The following is a 22,587-nucleotide window of genomic DNA, read 5'->3' as shown; positions in this document are numbered from 1 at the left end:
GCGGTCCTTTTCGTTTGCCGATTGCGACGTTACGCGGGACCGGTCCATACTCCGTATATGCCCGACAGTCCGCGCCCAAACTCGCTCGACGCCTTCTGGATGCCGTTCACCCCGAACCGGGCGTTCAAGGCCGATCCGCGCATGGTCGTGCGCGCCGAAGGCATGCACTATTACACGCCCGACGGCCGCGCCGTGCTCGACGCAACGTCAGGGCTCTGGTGCTGCTCCGCCGGCCACGGCCGAACGCGCATCGTCGAAGCGATCCAGCGCGCCGCGGCGAAACTCGACTACGCCACCACGTTCAACTTCGGCCATCCCACCGCGTTCGAGTTCGCCAACCGCTTGGGTGAAATCCTCCCCGACGGCATGGACCGTGTGTTCTTCACCAATTCCGGCTCGGAATCCGCTGACACCGCGCTCAAGATCGCACTGGCCTATCAGCGCGCACGCGGCAAGCCGGGCAAGTTCAGATTGATCGGTCGCGAACGCGGCTATCATGGCGCGAACTTCGGCGGCATCAGCCTCGGCGGCATCGTCCGCAATCGCATGACGTTCGGGCCGCTGATCGGCGGCGTCGACCACCTGCCGCACACGCACGACCTTGCCCGCAACGCCTTCTCGCGCGGCCAGCCCGAGCACGGCGCCGAGTTCGCCGACGCGCTTGAGCGGCTCGTGCAACTGCATGACGCCTCGACCATCGCCGCCGTGATGGTCGAGCCCGTCGCGGGCTCAACCGGCGTGCTCATTCCGCCCAAAGGATATCTCGAACGTCTGCGCGAGCTCTGCAGCAGGCACGACATCCTCTTGATCTTCGACGAAGTCATCACCGGCTTCGGGCGCCTCGGCGCGCCATTCGCGGCGCAATACTTCGACGTGAAGCCCGACATCCTCACCATGGCGAAAGCCATCACCAACGCCGCCGTGCCGATGGGCGCCGTCGCCTCCTCGCGCGAGATCTACGACACTATCCTCGCCGCCAGCGACACCCCGATCGAGCTCTTCCACGGCTACACCACCAGCGCCCATCCCCTCGCCTGCGCCGCCGGCCTCGCCACGCTCGACACCTTCAAGGACGAGCGCCTGTTCGAACGCGCCGCCGAGCTCGCGCCCTACTGGGAAGACGCGATGCACTCCTTGCGAGACGCCCCGCACGTCATCGACATCCGCAATCTGGGCCTCATCGGCGGCATCGAACTCGAACCACGCCCCGGCGCGCCGACGCAGCGCGGCCTCGAAGTCTTCCGCAAATGCTTCGACGCCGGCGTGCTCGTCCGCGTGACCGGCGACATCATCGCGTTTTCTCCGCCGCTCATCGTCGAGAAAGCGCAAATCGATCAGATCGCCGATACCGTGCGCACCGCACTGAAACAAGTAGCCTGACCCTCCCTACATGAAGCTGTTGCAAAACCAAGCCGCCTTGGCGCGCTTCGCGCCCGGCGCGATCGAAGCCCTGACCGAAGCGGCGACCAACGCCACCTTCTACGCCGCCCCGCTCACATCCGAGCAGATCGCGGCCAACAAGCGCGTCGTCGCCATGAGCGCGCGCGTCTGCGAAGAGGCGGCGGCGAGCGTCGACCATTGCTTCATCGCCGCCTTCATCGACAGCCGTTTCGCCGGCTTCGTCGTCGCCGCCCGTCACGCGACCCACGGCCACGAACTCGACTGGCTGATGGTGCATCCGGACTTCCACGGCTCGCCGGTCTCCCGCGCGCTGATGGATGCCGGCCTCGATTGGCTCGGCCGCGACAAGCCGATCTGGCTCACGGTGATCCAGTTCAACGCCCGCGCCATCCGCTTCTACGAAAAGTTCGGATTCGCCGTCGATCGCGACACAAAAACAGCGCACACCGTCCCACACCATATCATGCGCCGCCCCGCCGAGGCCTCGTGGCCCGCGCCGCCTTCGACAAGCTCAGGCTGACGCTATTGTGGACGTTGGCGCGATGCCCAGCATGGCGTCACGCTGAGCCTGTCGAAGCGCGACGCCACGCACGCTACCCGAATCTACTCCGCGCCTTCGCCGCCAGATCGATCTTCGGCAACGGGCCACGGGATGCGAAGTCGCCCACGCCTTCGCCCGCCGCCCAGCTCGTCTCTTCGAACTTCGGCAGAATCTGCGTCGGCAAAAATCGCGATCGGATGGCGTAGACGTGCTTATCGCCGCCCTTGCCCTGCTGCGTGTGATAGAAGCGCTGCGGCGTGATGAGATGCAGCTCATCCTTCGCCCGCGTCATCGCCACGTAGAGAAGCCGCCGCTCCTCCTCCAGCTCCGCCGTCGAGCCCGCGCCAAGGTCGGACGGCATGCAGCCATCGACGACATTCAGCACGAACACGTTCTTCCATTCCTGTCCTTTGGCGGAATGAATGGTGGAGAGGATGAGATAGTCATCGTCCTTGGTGGACGGCCCACTTTCATCGCTGGTCGAGTTCGGCGGATCGAGCGTGAGTTCAGTCAGAAAGCTCGTGCGCGAGCCGAACGTCGAACCAATCCGCTGCAGCTGCTCGATATCGCCCGCGCGGACGCGCGCATCGTCATAGCGCTCGTTCATCAGCGGCCCATACCAGCGCGCGGCGAGATCGAGATCGCTCGGCCACGCCGGCGTCTTGCCCATCACGCCCAGCATATCCTTCAGCGCTTCCCACGCTTCGCTCGCGCCCGCCGGCGGCGCCGTGTTGCGGACGACACCGTACGCGCCCGTCTCATCCACCGCATCCAGAATGCGCGCCGCCTTCGCTGGCCCGACGCCAGGGATCAGCTGCAGCGTCCGAAAGCCGGCGATGCGGTCGCCGCCGTTTTGCGCCCAACGCAGGATGGCGAGGAAATCCTTCACGTGCGCGGCTTCGAGAAACTTCAAGCCGCCGAACTTCACGAACGGAATGTCGCGCTTGGCCAGCTCCAATTCCACGGGCGCCGAGAAATCCGCCGCGCGGAAGAGGATCGCCTGCTGCGTCAGCGCCACACCGCGCTCGCGCGCCTCCAGCACGCATTCGGCCACATACGCGGCCTGCGCCGCCTCGTCGCGCACGCTGACGAGCTTTGGCGCTCCGCCACCGCTCCGCGTCGTGCGCAAGTTCTTGGTGAAGCGCTCTTGCGCCAGATCGATCACCGCGTTCGACGCGGCGAGGATCGGCGACGTCGAGCGATAATTCTGCTCCAGCGTCACCAGCCGCGCTTGCGGCTCAAACGCCTTCGGAAACTCCAGAATGTTGCGCACGTCCGCCGCGCGGAACGAATAGATCGACTGCGCGTCGTCGCCGACCACAGTCACGCCGCGCCCATCCGGCTTCATCGCCAACAGAATGCGCGCCTGCAGCTTGTTGGTGTCCTGATATTCATCGACCAGCACATGATCGAACCGCGTGCCGACTTCCTGCGCTAAAGCCGGCTCATTCATCGCCTCGGCCCAAAGCCACAACAAATCGTCATAATCCAACACGTTCTGCTTCTGCTTCGCCTCCACATACGCCGCGAACAGCGGCTTCAGCTCCCTTTCCCACTCGCGGCACCACGGAAACGCCGCCGCCAGCGCATCGGCGATCGATTCATCCGCATTCACGACGCGCGAATAGATGGCGAGGCACGTGCCCTTCATCGGAAACCTTTTCGCGCCCGTCGCCACGCCTAGCTCCTGGCGCACCATGCCCATGAGATCGGCGCTGTCGCTGCGATCGTGGATCGTGAACTCCGGATCGATCCCGATCACCGGCGCCAACTCGCGCAACAGCCGCGCGCCAATCGCGTGAAACGTCCCCGCCCAGGGAATGCGCACGTCGCCAATCACCTTGCCGACGCGCGCAATCATCTCGCTCGCCGCGCGCCGCGAAAACGTCAGCAACAAAATCCGCGACGGATCGGCCCCCTGCGCCACCAAATGCGCCACCCGGCACGACAGCGTCTTCGTCTTCCCCGACCCCGCGCCAGCGATCACCAGCAACGGCTCAAGCCCATGCTCGACGGCGGCGCGCTGCTCCGCGTTCAGGTCTTCAAGCGCTGCGCTGATGATTCGCGACATCGCCCAAGCGTGCAGTGTTTCGCCTTTGTTCGCAACGCGGGGAGTGTTACGGTAGGTTGATGCATAAGATCGATAGAAACATCACTTGGTCAGCGGCTGCCGCGGAACGTGTTGCCGAGCAGGTTCACGTCATCGGCGGCGCATTCAATGAGCTGACACAAATCGTTTCAGACGACCTGCCTCCGGATCAACAGGTTGAGGTTCGTCGAGTGTTAGGCGAGATGATGGGCTCGCTATTCGTCGAAATTCTTGTGCCAATTGAAAACAAATTTCCACACTTACGGAAAGACCCATGATCTCTCCAAGCGGCATCGCCCACATCCAGCTCACCGTCCGCGACGTCGCGGCGAGCGACCGCGCTGATGCCTGAAATCATTATCCTCGCCGGTCCGAACGGCGCCGGAAAAAGCACCTTCGCCGAGCAGTTTCAACGCGACTACGAAGACCTTCTTTACGTCAACGCGGACCAGAAGGCGGCTGAGCTCGCTCGAAGAGGTGTGCCGACTCTCGATCTCGACGTCGCTGCAGCGCGTCTGATGTTGTGCGAGATCGAGCTGGTGGTGGAGGCGCGCCAGGATTTGATGATTGAAACGACTCTGGCCTCGCTGAGCTACGCACGCAAGATTCCGGGATGGAAGGCGACCGGCTATCACATCGGCCTCGTCTACTTGCGTCTTTCGAGTGCAGAAGATTCAATCGCCAGAGTAGCGGCTCGCGTCGCCCGCGGAGGCCACGGCATTCCGGCGGAAACCATCCGCCGCCGCTTCACGCGGAGCTTGGCCAATTTGGACGTCTACAAGAACCTAGTGAACGAGTGGTACGTTTGTGATAGCATCGAAGGCGCCTTTCCAATTGTAGAGGCATGGAATGAGTAAGAAGCTAACCCGCGCAGGTCTTGAAGCCGCTCTTAAAAGGGCCGGCAAAGTGGCGACCAGCGGACCGCGCTCGTCGCGCGCCGGACGCGTAATTCCTGCCGGCCCGCCTAAGCGGCTGCCGAATGCCTACGTCGTTGAGCACGTCTCTTCGACAGCCATTGAGAGGATCGGCTACGATTCCGACCGACGTGAACTCCGCATAGCCTTCAAAAGCGGCCGCACCTACGTCTACGACGATGTGCCGATCGACACGTACGAAGAGCTTCTGAGCGCCGAATCCCAAGGCGCCTACTTCAACCATAACATTCGCGACGCCTACGAATATCGCGAAGTGCGCTAGGCGCACATGATCTCCCCAAATGGCATCGCCCACATCCAGCTCACCGTCCGCGACGTCGCCGCGTCGCGCCCGTTCTATTACAAGCTGCTGCACGAAACTTTCGGCATGGCGATCCAGTACGATGTCCCCGGCCAAATCTTCTACTGCATCGGCGCGCGCACCGGCGTGCTGATCCGCAACGCCGCGCCCGAACATCAGGACACGCCGTTCGATCAATGGCGCATCGGCCTCCATCATTTCTGCTTCCGCCTGCGCGCGCGCGAAGACGTCGACGCGCTCGCCGCCGCGATGCAAGCATTCGGCGCCAAGATCATCCGCACCGGCGAAGAAGGCCCCTGGGCGCCGGGCTATTACTCCACGCTGTTCGAAGACCCCGACGGCATCCGCATCGAAGCCCTCTTCATCCCCGGCAGCGGCAATCTGGATCGCATCAAGGACGCGCCGCTCACGCCGGTGGGTTAGCTCCGTCGCTCCCTCTCCCTCCTGTGGGAGGAGAGGGTTGGGGTGAGGGTGGAGCGCGAACTTTTCAGAGCGCGATGATCCGAGCGGCTGGGCGCCCAGTCGAACGCGCGCGCGAACGTAGCAAGCACCAGCGCTCCACCCTCACCCTGCCCTCTCCCTCCCAAAAGAGGGAGAGGGTTCAAGAGCACTAATCTTCCAACGCCTCGCTCACCTCAAGCCACGCCGCTTCCGCTTTCGCCAGCGCGGTCGCGGCGTGGGCGCGTTCTTTCAGCAGGCTCTCGCCCCGCTTTTGATCGCGCGTGAACAGCTCGGGATCAGCGAGCGCCGCATCGATGCGCGTCAGCGCTTCATTGGCCTGCTCGATCTCCTTCTCGGCCGCCTCAAGCTTCCGCTGCAGAGTGTACTTGGAGTGCTTCGGCTTCGCTTCCGCTTGCACGGTGTTAGCGATGGCCGGCTTCTCGCCCTCGTCCGCCGGCCGATCCGCCGCCGCGACCAGCTTGCGATAATCTTCGAGATCGCCGTCATACTGCCGCGCCCGGCCGTGATAGACGAGCCAGAGCCGATCCGCGCACGCCTCGGCCAGATAGATATCGTGCGTGATCAGCAGCACCGCGCCTTCGTATTCGTTGATCGCGTGGATCAAAGCTTCGCGGCTGTCGATGTCCAAGTGCGAGGTCGGTTCATCGAGGATCAGCACGTGCGGCTTCTGATGCGCCATCAGCCCCAGCAACAGCCGCACCTTCTCGCCGCCGCTCAGATTCTGCACCTTGGTGTCGATCTTCTCGACCCCGAACCCCATCCGCGCCGCGAGCGAGCGCAGCTTCGGCGGCGCCCAATCGGGTTCGAGATCGCGCACGTGCTCGAGCACGGTTTCGCCTTCGCGCAATTCGTCGAGCTGATCCTGGCTGAAATAGCCCATCACGGCTTTGCTCGACGCCACACGTTTGCCCGCCAGCAGCGGCAGCCGCGCCGCGATCGACTTCACTAATGTCGTCTTGCCCTGCCCGTTCGGGCCGATGATGACGATGCGATCGTCGTGATCGAGCCGCAGCGACACGCGCTTCAGCACCGGCTTGCCTTCGATGTAGCCGAGATCGGCCTCGTCCAGCACCACCAGCGGTGAAGCGAGCTGCACGGGGTCCTCGAAATGAAACGGAATCGTCCGATCCTCCAGCGGCACGGCGATGTCCTGCATCTTTTCGAGCTGCTTGATCCGGCTCTGCGCCTGGCGGGCCTTCGACGCCTTGGCGCGGAAGCGATCGATGAATTTCTGCAGGTGCGCCTTCTGCGCGTCCTGCTTAGCCTTCATCCCGGTGGCGAGGGCGATGCGCTCGGCCTTCTTCTTCAGATAGGCGTCATAGCCGCCGACGAAGACTTCGAGCTTTTTCTCGTCCAGCGCCAGGATGTGCGTCACCGAGCGGTTCAGCATCTCGCGATCGTGGCTGACGCACACCACAGTGTGCGGATAGTCGCGCAGATATTCTTCCAGCCACGCCGCGCCTTCGAGATCGAGATAATTGGTCGGCTCGTCGAGGATCAAGAGATCGGGCGCGGAGAACAGCACGCCCGCCAGCGCCGCGCGCATGCGCCAGCCGCCCGAGAACTCGCGCGCAGGACGGCGCAAATCGTCCTGCTCGAAGCCGAGGCCCACCATGATCGCGCTCGCGCGCGCCTCGCCGGAATAGCCGTCGATCTCGGCGAGGCGCGTATGAATGTCGGCGATGCGCTGGGGATCTTCGGCTGTCTCCGCTTCCTGCAGCAGCGACGTCATCTCCTCGTCCGCCGCCATCACCAGGTCTAAGAGAGGCGTATCCACCTGCGGCGCTTCCTGCGCCACGAAGCCCATCCGCGCCCCACGCCGCACCCGGATCGAAGCGTTCGGCTTGCCGACCTCCTCGCGGATCAGCCTCAGCAGCGTCGACTTGCCCGTGCCGTTCCGGCCGACGAGGCCGACTTTCCAGCCCTCGGCGATGAACGCATTGGCGTTCTCGAACAGCGGCCGCGCGCCGACGCGATAAGTGAGATCGGAGATTTCGAGCATTTCAGGTGTCGGGTGTCAGGCGTCAGGTGTCAGAATCGTCGCGTGCGCGTCTCACGCGGAGGCCGCGATCACAAGGCCTGGCGCCCGCATACCTGACACCTGATACCTGACATCCGCTAAGGCCGCGTCCAGCCTTTGCCGGCCATGCAGGCCTCGAACTGCGCGCCTTCGGTCGTCTGCGTTTCGATCTCGCAGGCGGCGCGGGCGTTGTCGAACGGAACGGCGTTCTCGCCGGTCCAGCCGGCGTCGTTCGTGCTGGCGCAGGCGGCAAGCGTGAGAGCGGTCAGGACAAGAATGGCGAGGAGGCGACGAGGCTTACGCATCCCGCATGCTTACCACGGGAACCCGGGCCGATGGGAAGATGTTTCCCTGCGCCATGCTTCAACAGGACCGCACCGCTTCTTCTACCGTCACCGATTCCGAGATCGCCCGTTACGACGTGTCCGAGGACGGCGTGAACTGGCGCCCCTACGATCCCAAACGCGACCGCAACCGCCTCCTGCATAAGCGCATCGAATTCGCGCCGCTGACCAGCAAAGTGCGCGGGAACTAAGCGCGCGCGGGCGCCGTTCGCTCGGCGTCGAAAGGGAGCCGCCATGCCGAGCGAACGCGAGATCGTCCACAAGTTCTGGAAGCAGCTGCAGTCCGACCGCACGGTGCTGCTCGGCGTCGAAGGCAGCGGCGAGGCGCAGCCGATGACGGCGCTGCTCGAAAGCGACGACGAGCGCGGGCCGGTCTGGTTCTTCTCATCGAAGGACGTCGACCTCGTGAACGAGATCGGCATGGGCCAGCCGGGCGTGCTCTACTTCACCGCCAAGGGCCACGACCTGTTCGCAGGCGTCCACGGCGAGCTTTCCCTGGTTTACGACCGCGGCGTGATCGAACGACTGTGGAATCCGTTCGTCGCCGCTTGGTACGAAGGCGGCAAGGACGATCCGAGCCTGCAGTTGATCCGCTTCGATCCGGCGCACGCGCACATCTGGCTCAACGAAAACAGCGTATTTTCCGGCGTCAAAGCGCTGCTCGGCCGCGATCCGAAGCAGGATTACGGCGGCAAAACCGCAGACGTGCCGCTGAGCTGATCGGCCGGAAGAACAAAGTCAGGCGTGCGCGCGCCGGAAAGCCCGCGCACGCCCTGCCTGCTCAGTCGTTGCAGCGGCAATTGTCGCCGCACGTGCACGGCGCGCAATTGCACGCCGCGTTGTCGCACGCGCACGCCGCTTGCGCTTCGCTGCAGCAGGCGGCGGTCTTTTCTTCGGTTTGATTGAAGTCGGTCATTGTCGTCATCCTTTGCTAAGTTGCGGATGACTGCCCATATAGCCTCTGTACCATAGTACGGAGTCAAGCGGTGGCGGCAGAAAAAACGATAGCGGGTTTGGCCAAGGCCGCGGGCGTCGGCGTCGAGACCGTGCGCTATTATCAGCGGCGCGGGCTGATGCCGGTGACGAAGGCCGCCGCTGCCTCCTTCCGCACCTATGACGACACCCACGTCGCCCGGCTCCAATTCATCCGCCGGGCCCAGAGCGCCGGCTTCTCGCTCGAGGAAATCCGCGAATTGCTCGAGCTCGACCGCGGCGAAGACCGGGCGCGGGTGCGTGAACTGGCGAGGGAGCGGCTGGCGGCGTTGGACGAGAAGATCGCCGAGCTGAAGGAAGCGCAGGCGGCGCTGTCGCGGCTGCTGGGCGCCTGCCAGTCCCGCAAGTCCGGCCCTTGCCCGATCATCGCAGCGTTTTCGCCGGAGTGAGGCAGCCCGGCCAGTTGACGCTTCTCCCGCCCCCGCCCTATATCCGCGCCTCCCACTGGACGGGCCCGTAGCTCAGCTGGGAGAGCGCCGCGTTCGCAATGCGGAGGTCAGGAGTTCGATCCTCCTCGGGTCCACCAGCCTTCGCGACGCGGAGCGATGCGAAGGTTATCCGCCGAAGCCGCGGCGTAGGAGGGCTGGTCAACACGACGCGCAGCTTCGGCTGGCTGACGCCATCGTCTTGAGGTTGCCGAATCCGTCCGGCGCGGTTTAGAGCCTCCCCATGCAGTCGCCCGGGCTCCTCTTCATCCTGTTCCAGCTGATCGACACGATCCTCGCGCTCGTGATCGTGGTGCTGATCGTTTATGTCGTGATTTCCTGGCTCTACGCCTTCGACGTGGTCAGCCGCCGCAACGGCTTCGTCAACGCCGTCTACGAATTTTGCCGTCGCCTGACCGATCCGATCCTGCGCCCGCTGCGGCGCCTCATCCCGCCGATCGCCGGCGTCGACCTCTCCGTCCTGGTGCTGCTCCTAGTCATCCAGCTGCTGCGCCAGCTGCTGCCGTGGCTGTACGGGGTGCTGATGGGCACAGGGCCGGTGCTCTGAGCAAGCTCCGCGTCCGCCTCACCCCCTCCGGCGGCGCCGACCGCATCGACGGCCGCGCTGAGGACGCGGACGGAAACGTCTTCCTCAAAGCCCGCGTCCGCGCCGCGCCCGAGAACAACGAAGCCAACCGCGCTTTGGAAGCGCTGATCGCCAAGGCGTTCGGCGTCGCCAAGGGCAAAGTGCGCGTTGCGCGCGGCGCCACGGCGCGCTTGAAGACGATCGAAATAGACGGCGCCAGCGCGGCGGATGTCGCGGTGTTCGTGGCGCGGTTCGACGAAGTCTAGACCGGACCGCCGGCGCCCTCGCCGGCTGCGCTATCTGATCGCACCACAGCGTTTGCAGCTTCTGGCGGCGCCTTGCCGGCGAGGGCGCCGGCGGTCCGAGCCTGCCATCCGCGCTGCCGCCATGCTAAGGCACCGCCAGCAGATTCGGAGCACGCATGACCGGCCGCATCATCGACGGAAAAGCTGTCGCCGCCGGCGTGCGCGCCGATGTCGCCGCAGCGGTGAAGAACCTGCCCGCGCAGCCCGCGCTCGCCGTCGTTCTCGTCGGCGACGATCCGGCGAGCCAGGTCTACGTCGCGTCAAAAGCGAAGATGACCAACGAAGTCGGCATGCGCTCGATCGAGATCCGCCTGCCTAGAGAAACGACGCAGGACGAACTCCTCGCCCGCGTCGCCGCGCTCTCCGCCGATCCCGATGTCGACGGCATCCTCGTGCAGCTGCCGCTGCCCAAGCACATCTCCGAGCCCGCCATCCTCGCCGCGCTCGATCCGATGAAGGACGTCGACGGCCTCACCGAAGCCAGCGCCGGCAAGCTGGTGCTCGGCAAACCTGGCCTGCGTCCCTGCACGCCGGTCGGCTGCGTGATCCTGGCCAGGACCGAACGCCCAGACCTTGCCGGCGCCAACGTCGTCGTCATCGGCCGCTCGATCCTGGTCGGCAAACCCGCCGCTCTGCTCTTCCTCGAACAGAACGCCACCGTGACGCTCGCCCACTCCAAGACCCGCGACCTCAAAATGGTCTGCCGCGGCGCCGACATCCTGGTGGCCGCCGTCGGCCGCCCAGAAATGGTGCGCGGCGACTGGGTGCGGCCCGGCGCCATCGTCATCGACGTCGGAACCAACCGCGTGCCTGCGCCGGAGAAGGGTGAAGGCAAGACCAAGCTCGTCGGCGACGTGTGTTTCCCCGAAGCCATCGAGGTCGCCGCCGCGGTGACGCCCTCCCCAGGCGGCGTCGGGCCGATGACCATCGCCTGCCTGTTGCGCAATACCGTGCTCGCCGCCTGCGCGCGCCGGGGCTGGACCGTGCCGGCGCCGCTGGCCGCCGGTTAAATGCGACCCCCGGCGCTTGTGAGCCCCGGAACCCTCGTCTAGCTTCCCCGCCCACAAGTACCCAGGGAGGGGATCTAAGTGGCAAATACTACAGTAGGCGGCGGCGCCAAACGTCCCGGCGGGCTCGGCCGCTTGTTTGTGCGCAAGAGCGTCGAACAAATGCACGCCGAGCACGAGCACGGCGAACTGAAGAAGACGCTTGGCCCATTGAACCTGGTGCTGCTCGGCATCGGCTGCATCATCGGCACCGGCATCTTCGTGCTGACCGGCCGCGCCGCGGCGGAATTCGCCGGCCCCGGCATCATGATCTCCTTCGTCATCACCGGCACGCTCTGCGCGCTGGTGGCGCTCTCCTACGCTGAACTCGCCGCGGCCATCCCGGTCTCGGGCTCGGCTTATTCCTATTCCTACGCATCCATGGGCGAAATCGTCGCCTGGGTCATGGGCCTGCTGCTCGTGCTCGAATACGGCCTCGCCGCCTCGACCGTCGCGGTCGGCTGGTCCGGCTACACGGTCAGTCTGCTCGCCGATTTGGGGGTCCACATACCCGCGGCGCTCACAGCGGCGCCCGGGGTCGAGGTTCTGGACCATGACACCAACGAAGTGATCGCGATCGGCGTCGTGAACCTGCCCGCCATCGTCGGCCTTGTCGCCGTCACGACGCTTCTGGTTGTCGGCATTTCAGAATCCGCGCTGGTCAACAACATCATCGTCTTCATCAAAGTCGGCGTCGTCGTCGCGTTCGTTGTCATCGGCGCGGCCTACGTCAATCCCGAACTGTGGACCCCGCTCATTCCCGAACAAGTGCCGGCCCCGCCACCCGGAACCGACATGAGCATCTGGGCCCAGATCGGACGTGCGCTCGGCGGGGTCATCACCGGCGAAGACGTCGGCCAATACGGCGTCCCCGGCTTGATCACCGGCGCAGCGACGATCTTCTTCGCCTATATCGGCTTCGAAGCGGTCTCCACCGCCGGCGCCGAGTCGAAGAATCCCGGCCGCGACATGCCGATCGGCATTCTCGGTTCGCTGATCATCTGCACCATTCTCTACATCCTGACCTGCGCGGTGCTGGTCGGCATCGTGCCCTATCAGCAGCTCGACAACCCGGCGCCGATTGCGCTCGCGGTCGATGCGATCGGCTTGCCGTGGTTCGCCTTCATCGTGAAGCTCGGCGCCTTCGCCGGCCTTTCCTCGGTGATGCTGGTGCTGCTCTACGGGCAGACGCGCATCTTCTACACGATGGCGCGCGACGGCCTGATCCCGCAGGTGTTCGCGAACGTGCACCCGAAGTTCAAGACGCCGTGGATCAACACGATCCTGGTCGGCATCCTGGCGTGCGGCTTCGCCGGCTTCATGGGGCTCGACGCGCTGGCGAACCTCACCAATGTCGGCACGCTCGCCGCATTCGCCATCGTCTGCCTGACGGTGGTCTACCTTCGCTACGCACGCCCGAAGATCAATCGGCCGTTCAAGACGCCGCTGTTCCCGATCACCCCGCTGCTCGGCGCGCTGATGTGCGTCTTCCTGCTGATGTCGCTGATGGCGCACGAAGCGACGCGCAACTTCTTCCTCTACTATCTGGCGGGCGGCTTCGTGCTCTATTTCGTCTACGGCATGTGGAATTCGAAGCTCGGCAAGGGCCAGACGGTCACCGGCCACGAGCCCGAGCCCGACCTCGGCGCACGCGGCCTGCAGGAGGACAATCCGCCGAACTGACCTTCGGCAATTTGCACCCAACCAACCGCCGGCGCCCGCAAGCGCCGGCGGTTTTGTTTGCGCCGGCGCCTAGCCGCCGCCCCTCTTGCGCACGATCTTACCTGCAGCGACAGGAGCAGCGCATGACCGAGAAAATCGGCGCGGCGGCGGCTGTGGCGCGCTTGCCAGGCTGGCAAGCGGCGACGGACCGCGACGCCATCAGCAAGGAATTCCGCTTCAAGGATTTCAACGCCGCGTTCGGCTTCATGGCGCGCGTCGCCATGTACGCCGAAAAGCACGACCACCATCCCGAATGGCACAACGTCTACAACCGCGTCGACATCACGCTCGCCACCCACAGCGCCGGCGGCGTCACCGACAAGGACGTCGCCCTCGCCCACTTCATCGACCAGGCCGCCGCCGCGGGCGATGTGGTGTGACTCCCTCGCCCCGCGCAGCGGGGGAGGGACACGCGGCGAAGCCGCGAGGGAGGGGGACAGTGAAGCATCCGCCAGAAGTGGAACGGGCGCGTCGCTTGAGGCAGTCGCAAAGCATCGCCGAGAAGTTGTTGTGGGAGCGCCTGCGGCGCAATCAGCTCAATGGCTGGGGGTTTCGCAGACAGTCGCCGCTCGGCGGGTTCGTCGTCGACTTTCTGTGCCACAAACCGCCGTTGGCTATCGAAGTCGACGGTCCGGCGCACGACGACGAAGAACAGAAGGTCTTCGACGCCGCTCGGACTGAGAAATTGGAGGCGCTTGGATACTTGGTGATCCGCGTGAAAGAGCACGTCGTGCGCGATGGACTCGAACACGTGTTGGCGTGGATCTCGGAGGTCGGAGAATTGGTGCTGGCTACGAAATTCGTGCGCGGCGCGTTGCGGAGAATGGACACTGTCCCCCTCCCCTGACCCCTCCCCCGCTTTGCGGGGCGAGGGGAAATTACAGAATCAACGCCCCCAGCGCGTACGCGGCCGCCGCCACTGCGGCCAAGCTCCCCACCCACAGCACGACAAACCACAGCAGCCGCTTGCGCAGCGGCCGGCGCGGCGCGCCTGCTTCCGGCGGGCCTTCAATGATAGGCGGCATGCTCGTCCACCTTGGCGCGGAAGATCCAGTACACATACGCCGTATAGCCGAGAATGAGCGGCAAGAGCGGCAGCGCGCCGTAGAGCATCAGCGCGAGCGCATTGTCGGCGGCGGCGGCTTCGGCCGGCGTCATCGCGAACGGCACGATGTAAGGCCAAAGCGAAATCGCGAGCCCCAAATAGCCGATCAGGAACAGCCCCACCGCATAGAGATACGGCGCAAGATGGCGCCGCTCGTCGACACCGCGCCACAACAGGAAGAGCACCAGCCCCGCCAGCAGCGGCAGCGGCGCGACGCGCGCGAACACCGGCCAGTCGACGCTCGTCATCGTCAGCCCCCAGCGCTCGGTGACGCGCGGATCGACGCCGAGCGTCGCAAGACTCACCGCGCCCATCGCCAGCGCCGTCAACAGCGCCAGCTGCTTCACCCAGCCGCGCGCGCGCTCGAACAGCGCCCCTTGCGTCTTGAACACGAGCCAGGCCGCGCCGAGCAGCGCATAGCCGGCGACCAGCGCGATCGACACCAGTAGCGTGAACGGCGTCAGCCAGTCGAGCGGCCCGCCCGCGAACGCGCCGGCTTCGAGCCGCACGCCCTGAATGAAGCCGCCGAGCACCATGCCTTGCGCCAAAGTCGCCGCGATCGAACCGGCGGCGAAAGCGACGGTCCACCATGTCTTGCCGCGCTCACGCCCCTGGTGGCGAAACTCAAACGCGACGCCGCGGAAGATCAGCGCCAGCAGCATCAGGATGATCGGAATGTAGAGCGCCGGCATCAGCGCCGCGTACGCCTTCGGAAACGCCGCCAACAAGCCGCCGCCGCCGAGCACGAGCCACGTCTCGTTGCCGTCCCACACCGGCGCGATCGCCGCCTGCATCTGGTCGCGCTCGCGCGCATTCTTGGCGAACGGAAACAGGATGCCGACGCCGAGATCGAAGCCGTCGAGCGCGACATAGAGAAACACCGCGACCGCGATCAGCACCGCCCAGATCATCGAGAGCTCGATCCCGAACATCAGCGCGCCTCCCCTTCAGCGAAGCGCCCGGGCCGTGCTTCTTCTACGCCGGCGCCGAGCGGTGTGCCCGGCGGCTGGTTGCTGACCGGTTCGGGTTCGTCGCTCTCCGGACCCTTGGCGACGAGGCGCAGGATGTAGAGAGCGCCCGCGACGAAAATGATCGCGTAGACGATCATGAAGAAGAGCAGCGACGCGGCCACCGTTTCCGTCGTCACCGGCGAGACGCCGTCAGCCGTGCGGAAAACGCCGTAAACGAGATAGGGCTGGCGCCCGACCTCCGCCGCGACCCAACCCGCCAGCACGGCGACGAAGCCGCTGGGCGCCGCAAGCACGAGGAAGCGCTGATACCAACGCGCCGCGTCGAGCCGCTTCAGCGCCCACCACAGCGCGCCCCACAAGCCCAGCGTCACCATGACGAGGCCCATGCCGACCATGATGCGAAAAGCCCAGAACACGATGCCGACCGGCGGCCGTTCGCTCGCGGGAAAGTCGTCGAGCCCGCGCAGCTCCTCTTCCGCCTCGTTGCCGAACACGAGCGAACCGCCGTTCGGGATCGTGAATTCGAACAGGTTGCGCTCTTGGGTTTCGTCCGGCCAGCCGATCAGCACTGTCGGCTGGTCCGGCCTAGTCTGCCACCAGCCCTCCATCGCCGCCACTTTCGCCGGCTGATGCTCGATCGCCACCATGCCGCTCTCGTGCCCGACGACCACCTGCAGCGGCGCGACGATCGCCATCATCAGGATCGCCATCCGCATCGCCGTGCGGCTTTCGGGAATGGCGCGCCGCTTCAGCAGCGCGAACGCCGAGGCGCCGCCGACCGCCATCGCCGTCGTCAAATACGCCGCCAGCACCATGTGCGCGAACCGCGACGGGAACGAGGGATTGAAGATCACTTCGACGAAACTCGTCGCCACCATCGTGCCGTCTTCGGCGAAGGCGAAGCCCTGCGGCGTCTGCATCCAGGAATTGGCCGCGAGAATCCAGAACGCGCTGGTCAGCGTGCCGATCGCCACCATGATCGTCGCAAAGAAATGGAGCCCCGGCCCCACCCGCTTCCAGCCGAACAGCATGATGCCGAGGAACGACGCTTCGAGGAAGAACGCCGTCAGCACTTCGTACGCGAGCAGCGGCCCGATCACGCTGCCGGCCTGGGCCGAGAACACGCTCCAATTCGTCCCGAACTGGTAGGACATGACGACGCCCGACACGACCCCCATGCCGAACGACAGCGCGAAGATTTTCACCCAGAACAGATAGAGGTTTTTGAACAGCGGCTTCTTGGTGAAGAGCCAAAGCCCTTCGAGCACGGCGAGAAAAGACGCCAGCCCGATCGTGAACGCGGGAAAGATGATGTGAAAGCCGATCGTGAAGGCGAATTGCAGCCGCGACAGCAGCAGCGCGTCCCATTCCATGGCGTCACCTCGCTGGTCAGGCACTTATTCCCGGGCTACCGCGCCGACAAGCTTGCGGTTTGCCGCGCCGCGCCACAGAGTCGCGCGGCATAAAGGGAGGCGAGCATGACCGGGCGCGTTGCGGGGAAGAAGGTGTTCGTCACGGGCGCGGCGCAGGGCCTGGGCGCGGCGATCGCGCGCGCGGTGGCGAGCGAAGGCGGCAAGGTCGCGCTCGCGGACATCAACGCCGGCGGCGTCGAAACGCTCGCGCGCGACCTCAATGCTCAATACGGCGCTGAAACCGCGTTCGCGTACGCGCTCGACGTCACCAAAGAAGAGCAATGGATCGCAGCGCTCGAAGCGGCGAACGCGGCGATGGGCGGCGTCTCCGGACTGGTCAACAACGCCGGCATCGCCGGCGGCAAGGGCGGCGTCGAGGAGATGGAGCTCGAAACCTTCCGCAAAGTCATGAGCGTCAATGTCGATTCGGTGTTTCTCGGCGCCAAGCACGCGATCAAATACCTGGCGCAAAACCAGCCCGGCTCGATCGTCAACCTCTCCTCGATCGCCGGCCTGATCGCCAGCTGGAACACGCCCGCCTACAACGCCTCGAAAGCGGCGGTGTGGCTGCTCTCCAAAAACATCGCCCTCTATTGCGCAAAGAAGGGCCTCGACGTCCGCTCCAACTCGATCCATCCGACCTTCATCGACACGCCGATCCTCGATCCGCTGCGCGGCATGTTCGGCAAGGAGGAAGCCGAGGCGAAGCTGGCGCGCCAGATTCCCCTCGGCCGCATCGGCAAGCCCGAAGACATCGCCAACGCAGCGCTTTATCTCCTCTCGGACGAAAGCCGTTTCATAACGGGCGCCGAGCTGAAGGTGGATGGCGGCATCTCAGCTATGTGATTTGCCGGGCGCTGTTCGTCGCCCAAGATGACAAGGATGAAAGCCCTGATGCGCAAGCTTGCAGCCCTGTTCGCGATCTTCACGCTCGCCGCCTGCGGCCAGCCGCAGCAGCAGGCCCCCGCGCCGCAAGGCCAAGCCGAGGCGCCAGGCGAGACCGACTCGGTGATCCTCGGCAGCACGCAAAATCTGCCAGATTGGCTGTTGGTGGCGCGTCAGCGCGATTGCCGCGGCGAGACCCCGGCCGAAGACCGCGCCTGCATGGGCGAAGTGCACTTCAACCAGCGCACCATCACCCGCAGCGCCGACGGCGCGACGGCCGACATCTGGATCCAGGTGCGCCACGGCCAGCCGCAGCGTTACGACATCGAGGACGCCACCTCCGAGACGACGATCCGCTACACCACGCAACGCCTGCACTACCGCTTCAACTGCGCCGAGCAGCAATTCATGGTGGTGGAGCGCCAGATCATGGGCGCGGGCGAAACCGTCGTCGCCCGCGACGAGCCGGCGCAGCGCTACCGCGCCCCGGTCGCCGGCTCGATCACCGCGATCGTCATGCCGATCGCCTGCCGCGGCGGCTGAGCGCTGCGGCCGAACCTCACTGCCAGGTCGTGTAGCCGAGCGTCAGCGTCTTCGGCGATCCGGACGAAATCGCGTTCATGCGGAATTGGCTGATGCGTCCTTCGCTGGTGCGGACGCAGACATAAGAGCCGACCGGAATTTCCGAGAGCGCCACGCGCGTCGCCGAAAAGCTCGCCGCCGAACAGCCGGCGAGTCCGCGGTTCGACCCATCGCCCACCGCCATCTGCGCGCCGCCGCGCGGAGTTAGAAACAGCTGGCTGGCGGTGACCGCCTGAAACCAGATGTCGCCCTCGCCGCCGACGCTGCCCGCGTCGAGATCGAACACATAGGTTTGCGGCACCGAGAGCGGACCGGTCGAATGCGTCGCTGGCGCCGGCGATGGCGTGGGCCGCGGCAGCGGGACGAGGCGAATGCGCGGCGCGCAGTCGAAGCCGCCGGTGCGGGCGGTGCAGGTCTGGTTGGCCGGCGCATTGCGCTGCACCGAACCCGACGCGCCATAGACGCAAACCAGCGCCGTCTCGCCGCCGATCTCCTGAATGCGCGTTTCCGACAGGTTGTTGACGATCGGCGTCGTCCACCAGCCGCTCGGCAGGTCGTTGGTGACGGTGCGCCGCGCTTGCGAAAGCGGGCACTCGATCGTGTCCGCCGCCGCCGGCGCCGCCGACAGGAAGAGAATGGCGAATGCGGCCGCAAGGCCCATCATGAATGTGCGCATTGAAGCAGTCCCCCGCTGATGATCGGACACGCGCCGCAAGCGCTTGCGCTGATGCGGCGTTCAGTGGACGCGAAGGCGACGATACCGCTCGCGATCGCGAATGACCACCCGCAATCGTTCCGCGCTCGAGCGCGCGGGAACTTCAGCCTGGCGAGCGCTGATAGATGATGTTCACCAACAGCACCCGCGCGCCGTCTGCGCCGAGCGTGCGGTCCACCGCGTGCTGCAGCAGCCGCGTCATCTGCGCGGGGTCGGGCGACGTGCGGTCGCGATAATAGGTCGAGGCGTAGGTCGCGAGCGCGGTGCGGAGCGCATCGCGAATGCGCGGACCGTTGAGCTGGGCGCGGCGGCGCAAGTCGGCGTCGGGAATGTCGAGACCCATGTCGACGATAAGCGTGCCGCGGGTCGACATCCGTTGCAGCACGCCGGCGGACAACGTCGGCAGCGGAATGTAGGTCTCGGCCGAGGTGAGCCGCTCCTGCCGGCTCGCCGGCGCTTGCTGCTGCGCGCTGCTCCCGCCGCCCGCGCCGGCCGCCGCCGTGGGCGCGGCGAGCACCGCGAGCATGGCGAGAGCAAAAATGGGCGCACTGAGCCGCATGCGGCCACGCTTGAACCGCGCCGGCTAAGGAAAAGTTAGCGCAATGGTTCGGCCTCGCCGGCCGCCGGCGCGGCGCGGAACATGGCGGCGAGATCGACGGTGGAGCGCTCTCCGAGCGCGTCGAAATGCCGGCCGAGCCAGATTTCGGCGGCGGCGCGGCCCTTCTCGAACAATTCATGGAAGAACGTCAGCTCGGTGTTGAGGTCCGTGCCGATGCCGAGCGGCGCGAGCGCGGCGCCTTCGCTCAGATTATGGATCAGCATCTTGCGGTAGCGCTCTTCCGGCAGCCGGTGCTGATCGAGCAGTCGGCCGACGAAATCGATGGCGCGCAGTTCGTTCAAGAGGCTCGCATTGAACGTGATCTCACTCACGCGCGCGGCGATGTCGGCGGCGCTGCGCGGCGCGCCCGCGCGCTCGATCGGATTGATCTGGACGATGACGATGTCGCGCGTGGCGGCGACGCCGAACAGCGGAAACAGCGCCGGATTGCCGGTATAGCCGCCGTCCCAATAGGGCGTACCGTCGATCGTCACCGCCTGGAACAGCTGCGGCAGGCACGCCGACGCCATCACATGGTCGGCCGAAAGCTCGCCATTGCGGAAGATGCGCCCGCGCCCGGTCTCGACATTGGTGGCGCCGATGAAGAGCTCGATCTCCTCGCACGCGCGCACGCGTTCGAAATCCACCAGCTCTTCCAGCACCTCCTTCAGCGGATTGAGATTGAGCGGATTGAAATCGTACGGCGAAGCGACCCGGCTCGCCATGTCGGCCCAGAGCGCAAGATAGTTCTGCTGAATCCACGCCGGCTGAAACGAGTGCAGGAACGCTATCAGCGGCGTGCGCCGATAGGGATTGGAGCGGCCCGCCGCGGCCACGCCTTCCCAGAACTGGCGCAGCTGGCGCCGCGCGCCGGCCGCGCCGCCCTCGGCGAAGCCCTCCGCCAACACCACCGCGCACATCGCCCCGGCGGACGAACCCGAGATCGCCTTGATCTCGAGCCGCTCGTCCTCCAGCAGCCGATCGAGCGCGCCCCACGTAAAAGCGCCCAGCGCGCCGCCGCCCTGCAGCGCGAGCGAGAGGGGCTTTTTGCTCACTCTGGTCCGCCGTCTGTCAGCGGGGCGGCGTGTTCGTTGGAGCGCACTGCATCATGCCTTCAGCACCCGCAGCCCCGGGCAATTCAAAAAACGACGATCGCTGGTGACGAGCTCGAGCTTTTCCACCAACGCGGTGGCGGCGATGAGGCGATCGAACGGATCGTTCTGCGCAAACGATAGATTCATCGCATGCCCCACGTGTTCGGGAGCTACCGGCAAGAGTCCAATTGCAGCACGTCCGCACCAAGTCTGGATCGCTTGCGTCGGATCAGTGGAAAACGGCGCGGGCAACGGGAGCTTGCCGATCCGATGCTTGATCGTCATCTCCCAAAAGCTGGCGACGCTGAGTTTTATGGCGACGCTTGAATCCTCAATGGCTTCCCGCAGCGATTTCTTGAGGCGCGCATCGCCGCGCACGAACCAGATGAACGCATTGGTATCGAGGAGCATCAAAGCTTTTCGCGCGCGCTCTTGGCGAAGAGCTTACGCACTTCCTCATCCGACTCTTCCCAAGCCTCGTCAGACAGAGCTTCCATCTCCGCCTTGAGGAAGCCGAACTCACGCTTCGGCTTGGTCACCTTCGCGGGCGCGACAAGCACGGCGACAGGTTCGCCGTTCTTGGCGATGACAATGTCTTCGCCTTTGGCGGCGCGGTCCACGAGCTTGGAGAGCTGCGTCTTCGCCTCGTAGAGATTGACTTGCGTCATACCGCCAATCTAATCGAGTTGGTCAAGTTGGTCAACTCTGGGCTTGCGCTTCACTGCGCGATCCAGCCGCCGTCCATGCTGAGCGCGGCGCCGTTGATCTGGTTCGCGGCGGCGGAAACCAGGAACAGCGCCATGCCGGCGACATCCTCCACCTTCACGAACTCCTTCGTCGGCTGCGCCGCCAGCAGCACGTCGTTGATCACCTGCTCGCGCGAGAGCCCGCGCGCCTTCATCGTGTCAGGGATCTGGTTCTCCACCAAAGGCGTGAACACATAGCCCGGCGAGATCGCGTTGCAGCGCACGTTGAACTGCGCGCCTTCGAGCGCGACCGTCTTGGTCAGCCCCAACACGCCGTGCTTGGCCGCCACGTACGCCGACTTGAACGGCGAAGCGACATGCGCATGCGCCGAAGCGATGTTGATGATGCGCCCGTAGCGCTGCGCCTTCATCGACCGCATCGCCGCGCGCATGGTGTGAAACACCGCCGACAGGTTGAGCGCGATGATGGCGTCATATTTCTCGACCGGAAAGTCCTCGATCGGCGAGACGAACTGGATGCCGGCATTGTTGACGAGCACGTCGAGCCGGCCGTGCGCGGCGATGGCGTTCTCCACCAAGGCGGCGCACGCGTCCGCCCGCATCAGATTGGCGCCGTCATAGCGCACCGAAACGCCGGTTTCGGCCGCGAGCCCGGCGCGGATGCGCTCGATCTCGGCCGCATCGCCCAGCCCGTTCAGGGTGACATCCATGCCGGCCTTGGCGAACGCCGTGGCGACGGCGAGGCCGATGCCGCTGGTTGAACCTGTGACCAAAGCCGCTTTGCGTCCGCTCATCTGCTGCTCACCCTTCCTCTTGCGCCTGCTCGGCTTGCGCCTCCTGGCCGGAACCGCTAGCGCAAGGCCGATATAGGCCAGCTGCGGCCAGCGAGGGACCCTCATCCATGGACTTTACCGCGCCCATCACCGCGTTCGTGGCCGGCTTTCCCGCCTTCATCGTGCAGCTCGGGGTGGCGCTCGGTCTCTTCATCGCCTCGCTCATCGTCTATGTGCTGATGACGCCGCACAAGGAGCTGGCCCTGATCCGCGCCGGCAATCCCTCCGCCTCGCTCGCGTTCGGCGGCGTCGTGGTCGGGCTCGCCATTCCGCTCGGCTCGTGTCTCGCACATTCGTTCGGCGTTCTCGACCTCCTGATCTGGGGCGTCGTGACGCTGCTCTTGCAGCTGATCGCTTTCCGCTTCGCCGACATGTTCTTGCGCGGGCTGCCGCGCCGCATCGCCGAGGGCGATGTCGCCGCCGCCGTCTTCCTGATGAGCGTGAAGATCGGCCTTGCGCTGATCTTGTCCGGCGCGGTTGCGGACCCAAATGTGGCTCTGATGCGAGGCGGCTGA

Annotated in this window: 31 protein-coding genes and 1 tRNA gene; 19 read left to right on the top strand and 13 right to left on the bottom strand. The window is 65.5% G+C overall.

What is annotated here, in order from left to right; genetic code table 11:
* The first annotated feature begins 57 nt into the window (after window positions 1-57).
* Window positions 58-1,380, top strand: a complete 1,323-nt coding sequence (locus tag VEA80_RS20120) for an aspartate aminotransferase family protein (protein ID WP_325062588.1) — start codon at window positions 58-60, stop codon at window positions 1,378-1,380.
* Between the two features lie 10 nt (window positions 1,381-1,390).
* Window positions 1,391-1,921, top strand: a complete 531-nt coding sequence (locus tag VEA80_RS20115) for a GNAT family N-acetyltransferase (RefSeq protein WP_325062587.1) — start codon at window positions 1,391-1,393, stop codon at window positions 1,919-1,921.
* Between the two features lie 73 nt (window positions 1,922-1,994).
* Here the strand turns inward: VEA80_RS20115 and VEA80_RS20110 are convergent, their stop codons facing one another.
* A complete protein-coding gene (locus VEA80_RS20110; RefSeq protein WP_325062586.1) occupies window positions 1,995-4,013 on the bottom strand; it encodes an ATP-dependent helicase in 2,019 nt (672 codons plus the stop codon).
* Between the two features lie 59 nt (window positions 4,014-4,072).
* On the opposite strand from VEA80_RS20110, the gene VEA80_RS20105 reads away from it, so the two are divergent.
* The 4 genes from VEA80_RS20105 to VEA80_RS20090 all read left to right on the top strand — a co-directional run bounded on the left by VEA80_RS20105 (window position 4,073) and on the right by VEA80_RS20090 (window position 5,690).
* On the top strand, window positions 4,073-4,309 hold the full coding sequence (locus VEA80_RS20105) for a hypothetical protein (RefSeq protein ID WP_325062585.1): 237 nt from the start codon (window positions 4,073-4,075) through the stop codon (window positions 4,307-4,309).
* Between the two features lie 66 nt (window positions 4,310-4,375).
* Complete coding sequence (locus VEA80_RS20100; RefSeq protein WP_325062584.1) at window positions 4,376-4,888, top strand: zeta toxin family protein; 513 nt, start codon at window positions 4,376-4,378, stop codon at window positions 4,886-4,888.
* Window positions 4,881-5,228: a KTSC domain-containing protein gene (locus tag VEA80_RS20095; RefSeq protein ID WP_325062583.1), complete on the top strand. Its 348-nt coding sequence runs from the start codon at window positions 4,881-4,883 to the stop codon at window positions 5,226-5,228. Before VEA80_RS20100 ends, VEA80_RS20095 begins: the two co-directional genes overlap by 8 nt.
* Window positions 5,229-5,234: 6 nt before the next feature.
* Window positions 5,235-5,690 carry a VOC family protein gene (locus VEA80_RS20090; protein WP_325062582.1) on the top strand — a complete coding sequence of 152 codons (456 nt, stop codon included), beginning with the start codon at window positions 5,235-5,237 and terminating at the stop codon, window positions 5,688-5,690.
* A gap of 187 nt (window positions 5,691-5,877) precedes the next feature.
* Here VEA80_RS20090 and VEA80_RS20085 read toward each other — a convergent pair whose 3' ends face one another.
* Window positions 5,878-7,731: an ABC-F family ATP-binding cassette domain-containing protein gene (locus tag VEA80_RS20085; protein ID WP_325062581.1), complete on the bottom strand. Its 1,854-nt coding sequence runs from the start codon at window positions 7,729-7,731 to the stop codon at window positions 5,878-5,880.
* A gap of 116 nt (window positions 7,732-7,847) precedes the next feature.
* A complete protein-coding gene (locus VEA80_RS20080; protein WP_325062580.1) occupies window positions 7,848-8,054 on the bottom strand; it encodes a hypothetical protein in 207 nt (68 codons plus the stop codon).
* A 53-nt stretch (window positions 8,055-8,107) separates the two neighbouring features.
* On the opposite strand from VEA80_RS20080, the gene VEA80_RS20075 reads away from it, so the two are divergent.
* A complete protein-coding gene (locus VEA80_RS20075) occupies window positions 8,108-8,284 on the top strand; it encodes a hypothetical protein (protein WP_325062579.1) in 177 nt (58 codons plus the stop codon).
* A 43-nt stretch (window positions 8,285-8,327) separates the two neighbouring features.
* Window positions 8,328-8,813: a pyridoxamine 5'-phosphate oxidase family protein gene (locus VEA80_RS20070; protein ID WP_325062578.1), complete on the top strand. Its 486-nt coding sequence runs from the start codon at window positions 8,328-8,330 to the stop codon at window positions 8,811-8,813.
* 61 nt (window positions 8,814-8,874) lie between these two features.
* Here VEA80_RS20070 and VEA80_RS20065 read toward each other — a convergent pair whose 3' ends face one another.
* Window positions 8,875-9,009, bottom strand: a complete 135-nt coding sequence (locus VEA80_RS20065; protein WP_325062577.1) for a hypothetical protein — start codon at window positions 9,007-9,009, stop codon at window positions 8,875-8,877.
* 70 nt (window positions 9,010-9,079) lie between these two features.
* Here VEA80_RS20065 and VEA80_RS20060 point away from each other — a divergent pair, with 70 nt between their 5' ends.
* The 8 genes from VEA80_RS20060 (at window position 9,080) to VEA80_RS20025 (ending at window position 14,017) form a co-directional block, all read left to right on the top strand.
* Complete coding sequence (locus VEA80_RS20060; protein WP_325062576.1) at window positions 9,080-9,475, top strand: MerR family DNA-binding protein; 396 nt, start codon at window positions 9,080-9,082, stop codon at window positions 9,473-9,475.
* Window positions 9,476-9,536: 61 nt separating this feature from the next.
* A tRNA-Ala gene (locus tag VEA80_RS20055) sits at window positions 9,537-9,612 on the top strand.
* Between the two features lie 143 nt (window positions 9,613-9,755).
* The gene (locus VEA80_RS20050; protein WP_325062575.1) at window positions 9,756-10,079 is read left to right on the top strand and encodes a YggT family protein; all 324 of its coding nucleotides are present in this window, start codon (window positions 9,756-9,758) and stop codon (window positions 10,077-10,079) included.
* Complete coding sequence (locus VEA80_RS20045; RefSeq protein ID WP_325062574.1) at window positions 10,037-10,363, top strand: DUF167 family protein; 327 nt, start codon at window positions 10,037-10,039, stop codon at window positions 10,361-10,363. The genes VEA80_RS20050 and VEA80_RS20045 overlap by 43 nt, the downstream gene beginning before the upstream one ends.
* Window positions 10,364-10,518: 155 nt before the next feature.
* Window positions 10,519-11,412 (top strand): bifunctional methylenetetrahydrofolate dehydrogenase/methenyltetrahydrofolate cyclohydrolase FolD, encoded by an 894-nt coding sequence (gene folD / locus VEA80_RS20040; protein WP_325062573.1) that lies wholly within the window; start codon window positions 10,519-10,521, stop codon window positions 11,410-11,412.
* Between the two features lie 78 nt (window positions 11,413-11,490).
* A complete protein-coding gene (locus VEA80_RS20035; RefSeq protein WP_325062572.1) occupies window positions 11,491-13,131 on the top strand; it encodes an amino acid permease in 1,641 nt (546 codons plus the stop codon).
* A 122-nt stretch (window positions 13,132-13,253) separates the two neighbouring features.
* Window positions 13,254-13,550, top strand: coding sequence for a 4a-hydroxytetrahydrobiopterin dehydratase (locus VEA80_RS20030; protein WP_325062571.1), 297 nt, complete (start codon window positions 13,254-13,256; stop codon window positions 13,548-13,550).
* Window positions 13,551-13,609: 59 nt separating this feature from the next.
* Window positions 13,610-14,017, top strand: a complete 408-nt coding sequence (locus VEA80_RS20025) for an endonuclease domain-containing protein (RefSeq protein WP_325062570.1) — start codon at window positions 13,610-13,612, stop codon at window positions 14,015-14,017.
* Between the two features lie 31 nt (window positions 14,018-14,048).
* Here the strand turns inward: VEA80_RS20025 and VEA80_RS20020 are convergent, their stop codons facing one another.
* From VEA80_RS20020 to VEA80_RS20010, 3 genes are read right to left on the bottom strand one after another with little or no spacing between them, the layout of a single operon-like run.
* Window positions 14,049-14,195, bottom strand: coding sequence for a hypothetical protein (locus VEA80_RS20020; RefSeq protein ID WP_325062569.1), 147 nt, complete (start codon window positions 14,193-14,195; stop codon window positions 14,049-14,051).
* Window positions 14,179-15,207 (bottom strand): cytochrome d ubiquinol oxidase subunit II, encoded by a 1,029-nt coding sequence (gene cydB, locus VEA80_RS20015; RefSeq protein ID WP_325062568.1) that lies wholly within the window; start codon window positions 15,205-15,207, stop codon window positions 14,179-14,181. Before cydB ends, VEA80_RS20020 begins: the two co-directional genes overlap by 17 nt.
* Window positions 15,207-16,619, bottom strand: coding sequence for a cytochrome ubiquinol oxidase subunit I (locus tag VEA80_RS20010; RefSeq protein ID WP_325062567.1), 1,413 nt, complete (start codon window positions 16,617-16,619; stop codon window positions 15,207-15,209). The genes cydB and VEA80_RS20010 overlap by 1 nt, the downstream gene beginning before the upstream one ends.
* A 105-nt stretch (window positions 16,620-16,724) precedes the next feature.
* On the opposite strand from VEA80_RS20010, the gene VEA80_RS20005 reads away from it, so the two are divergent.
* Both VEA80_RS20005 and VEA80_RS20000 read left to right on the top strand, forming a co-directional pair.
* The gene (locus VEA80_RS20005) at window positions 16,725-17,504 is read left to right on the top strand and encodes an SDR family oxidoreductase (protein ID WP_325062566.1); all 780 of its coding nucleotides are present in this window, start codon (window positions 16,725-16,727) and stop codon (window positions 17,502-17,504) included.
* A 48-nt stretch (window positions 17,505-17,552) separates the two neighbouring features.
* On the top strand, window positions 17,553-18,086 hold the full coding sequence (locus tag VEA80_RS20000) for a surface-adhesin E family protein (protein WP_325062565.1): 534 nt from the start codon (window positions 17,553-17,555) through the stop codon (window positions 18,084-18,086).
* A 16-nt stretch (window positions 18,087-18,102) separates the two neighbouring features.
* On the opposite strand, the gene VEA80_RS19995 is transcribed toward VEA80_RS20000, so the two are convergent.
* From VEA80_RS19995 to VEA80_RS19970, 6 genes are all read right to left on the bottom strand, one after another.
* Window positions 18,103-18,801 carry a hypothetical protein gene (locus VEA80_RS19995; protein WP_325062564.1) on the bottom strand — a complete coding sequence of 233 codons (699 nt, stop codon included), beginning with the start codon at window positions 18,799-18,801 and terminating at the stop codon, window positions 18,103-18,105.
* Window positions 18,802-18,943: 142 nt separating this feature from the next.
* The gene (locus tag VEA80_RS19990) at window positions 18,944-19,399 is read right to left on the bottom strand and encodes a hypothetical protein (protein ID WP_325062563.1); all 456 of its coding nucleotides are present in this window, start codon (window positions 19,397-19,399) and stop codon (window positions 18,944-18,946) included.
* A gap of 35 nt (window positions 19,400-19,434) precedes the next feature.
* Window positions 19,435-20,493: a patatin-like phospholipase family protein gene (locus VEA80_RS19985; protein WP_325062562.1), complete on the bottom strand. Its 1,059-nt coding sequence runs from the start codon at window positions 20,491-20,493 to the stop codon at window positions 19,435-19,437.
* Between the two features lie 51 nt (window positions 20,494-20,544).
* On the bottom strand, window positions 20,545-20,943 hold the full coding sequence (locus tag VEA80_RS19980; protein WP_325062561.1) for a type II toxin-antitoxin system VapC family toxin: 399 nt from the start codon (window positions 20,941-20,943) through the stop codon (window positions 20,545-20,547).
* Window positions 20,943-21,200 carry a type II toxin-antitoxin system prevent-host-death family antitoxin gene (locus VEA80_RS19975; protein WP_325062560.1) on the bottom strand — a complete coding sequence of 86 codons (258 nt, stop codon included), beginning with the start codon at window positions 21,198-21,200 and terminating at the stop codon, window positions 20,943-20,945. Before VEA80_RS19975 ends, VEA80_RS19980 begins: the two co-directional genes overlap by 1 nt.
* Before the next feature lie 50 nt (window positions 21,201-21,250).
* Window positions 21,251-22,033 (bottom strand): 3-hydroxybutyrate dehydrogenase, encoded by a 783-nt coding sequence (locus VEA80_RS19970; RefSeq protein WP_325062559.1) that lies wholly within the window; start codon window positions 22,031-22,033, stop codon window positions 21,251-21,253.
* Between the two features lie 107 nt (window positions 22,034-22,140).
* Between VEA80_RS19970 and VEA80_RS19965 the strand changes: the two genes are divergently transcribed.
* Entirely contained in the window at window positions 22,141-22,587 is a 447-nt protein-coding gene (locus tag VEA80_RS19965) for a DUF350 domain-containing protein (protein ID WP_325062558.1), read from the top strand.

Origin of the sequence: Vitreimonas sp. (assembly GCF_035627415.1) — a bacterium.
GTDB lineage: Bacteria > Pseudomonadota > Alphaproteobacteria > Caulobacterales > Aquidulcibacteraceae > Vitreimonas.
Note: the sequence above shows the minus strand (reverse complement) of the source record. Positions and strands in the feature narration are given on the sequence as shown.

What these genes read in the sequence shown, in the direction of transcription:
- VEA80_RS20120 (WP_325062588.1), top strand. Translation starts at nt 58, where the DNA reads ATGCCCGACAGTCCGCGCCCAAACTCGCTCGACGCCTTCTGGATGCCG.
- VEA80_RS20115 (WP_325062587.1), top strand. Translation starts at nt 1,391, where the DNA reads ATGAAGCTGTTGCAAAACCAAGCCGCCTTGGCGCGCTTCGCGCCCGGC.
- VEA80_RS20110 (WP_325062586.1), bottom strand. Translation starts at nt 4,013, where the DNA reads ATGTCGCGAATCATCAGCGCAGCGCTTGAAGACCTGAACGCGGAGCAG.
- VEA80_RS20105 (WP_325062585.1), top strand. Translation starts at nt 4,073, where the DNA reads ATGCATAAGATCGATAGAAACATCACTTGGTCAGCGGCTGCCGCGGAA.
- VEA80_RS20100 (WP_325062584.1), top strand. Translation starts at nt 4,376, where the DNA reads ATGCCTGAAATCATTATCCTCGCCGGTCCGAACGGCGCCGGAAAAAGC.
- VEA80_RS20095 (WP_325062583.1), top strand. Translation starts at nt 4,881, where the DNA reads ATGAGTAAGAAGCTAACCCGCGCAGGTCTTGAAGCCGCTCTTAAAAGG.
- VEA80_RS20090 (WP_325062582.1), top strand. Translation starts at nt 5,235, where the DNA reads ATGATCTCCCCAAATGGCATCGCCCACATCCAGCTCACCGTCCGCGAC.
- VEA80_RS20085 (WP_325062581.1), bottom strand. Translation starts at nt 7,731, where the DNA reads ATGCTCGAAATCTCCGATCTCACTTATCGCGTCGGCGCGCGGCCGCTG.
- VEA80_RS20080 (WP_325062580.1), bottom strand. Translation starts at nt 8,054, where the DNA reads ATGCGTAAGCCTCGTCGCCTCCTCGCCATTCTTGTCCTGACCGCTCTC.
- VEA80_RS20075 (WP_325062579.1), top strand. Translation starts at nt 8,108, where the DNA reads ATGCTTCAACAGGACCGCACCGCTTCTTCTACCGTCACCGATTCCGAG.
- VEA80_RS20070 (WP_325062578.1), top strand. Translation starts at nt 8,328, where the DNA reads ATGCCGAGCGAACGCGAGATCGTCCACAAGTTCTGGAAGCAGCTGCAG.
- VEA80_RS20065 (WP_325062577.1), bottom strand. Translation starts at nt 9,009, where the DNA reads ATGACCGACTTCAATCAAACCGAAGAAAAGACCGCCGCCTGCTGCAGC.
- VEA80_RS20050 (WP_325062575.1), top strand. Translation starts at nt 9,756, where the DNA reads ATGCAGTCGCCCGGGCTCCTCTTCATCCTGTTCCAGCTGATCGACACG.
- folD (WP_325062573.1), top strand. Translation starts at nt 10,519, where the DNA reads ATGACCGGCCGCATCATCGACGGAAAAGCTGTCGCCGCCGGCGTGCGC.
- VEA80_RS20030 (WP_325062571.1), top strand. Translation starts at nt 13,254, where the DNA reads ATGACCGAGAAAATCGGCGCGGCGGCGGCTGTGGCGCGCTTGCCAGGC.
- VEA80_RS20020 (WP_325062569.1), bottom strand. Translation starts at nt 14,195, where the DNA reads ATGCCGCCTATCATTGAAGGCCCGCCGGAAGCAGGCGCGCCGCGCCGG.
- cydB (WP_325062568.1), bottom strand. Translation starts at nt 15,207, where the DNA reads ATGTTCGGGATCGAGCTCTCGATGATCTGGGCGGTGCTGATCGCGGTC.
- VEA80_RS20010 (WP_325062567.1), bottom strand. Translation starts at nt 16,619, where the DNA reads ATGGAATGGGACGCGCTGCTGCTGTCGCGGCTGCAATTCGCCTTCACG.
- VEA80_RS20005 (WP_325062566.1), top strand. Translation starts at nt 16,725, where the DNA reads ATGACCGGGCGCGTTGCGGGGAAGAAGGTGTTCGTCACGGGCGCGGCG.
- VEA80_RS20000 (WP_325062565.1), top strand. Translation starts at nt 17,553, where the DNA reads ATGCGCAAGCTTGCAGCCCTGTTCGCGATCTTCACGCTCGCCGCCTGC.
- VEA80_RS19995 (WP_325062564.1), bottom strand. Translation starts at nt 18,801, where the DNA reads ATGCGCACATTCATGATGGGCCTTGCGGCCGCATTCGCCATTCTCTTC.
- VEA80_RS19990 (WP_325062563.1), bottom strand. Translation starts at nt 19,399, where the DNA reads ATGCGGCTCAGTGCGCCCATTTTTGCTCTCGCCATGCTCGCGGTGCTC.
- VEA80_RS19980 (WP_325062561.1), bottom strand. Translation starts at nt 20,943, where the DNA reads ATGCTCCTCGATACCAATGCGTTCATCTGGTTCGTGCGCGGCGATGCG.
- VEA80_RS19975 (WP_325062560.1), bottom strand. Translation starts at nt 21,200, where the DNA reads ATGACGCAAGTCAATCTCTACGAGGCGAAGACGCAGCTCTCCAAGCTC.
- VEA80_RS19970 (WP_325062559.1), bottom strand. Translation starts at nt 22,033, where the DNA reads ATGAGCGGACGCAAAGCGGCTTTGGTCACAGGTTCAACCAGCGGCATC.
- VEA80_RS19965 (WP_325062558.1), top strand. Translation starts at nt 22,141, where the DNA reads ATGGACTTTACCGCGCCCATCACCGCGTTCGTGGCCGGCTTTCCCGCC.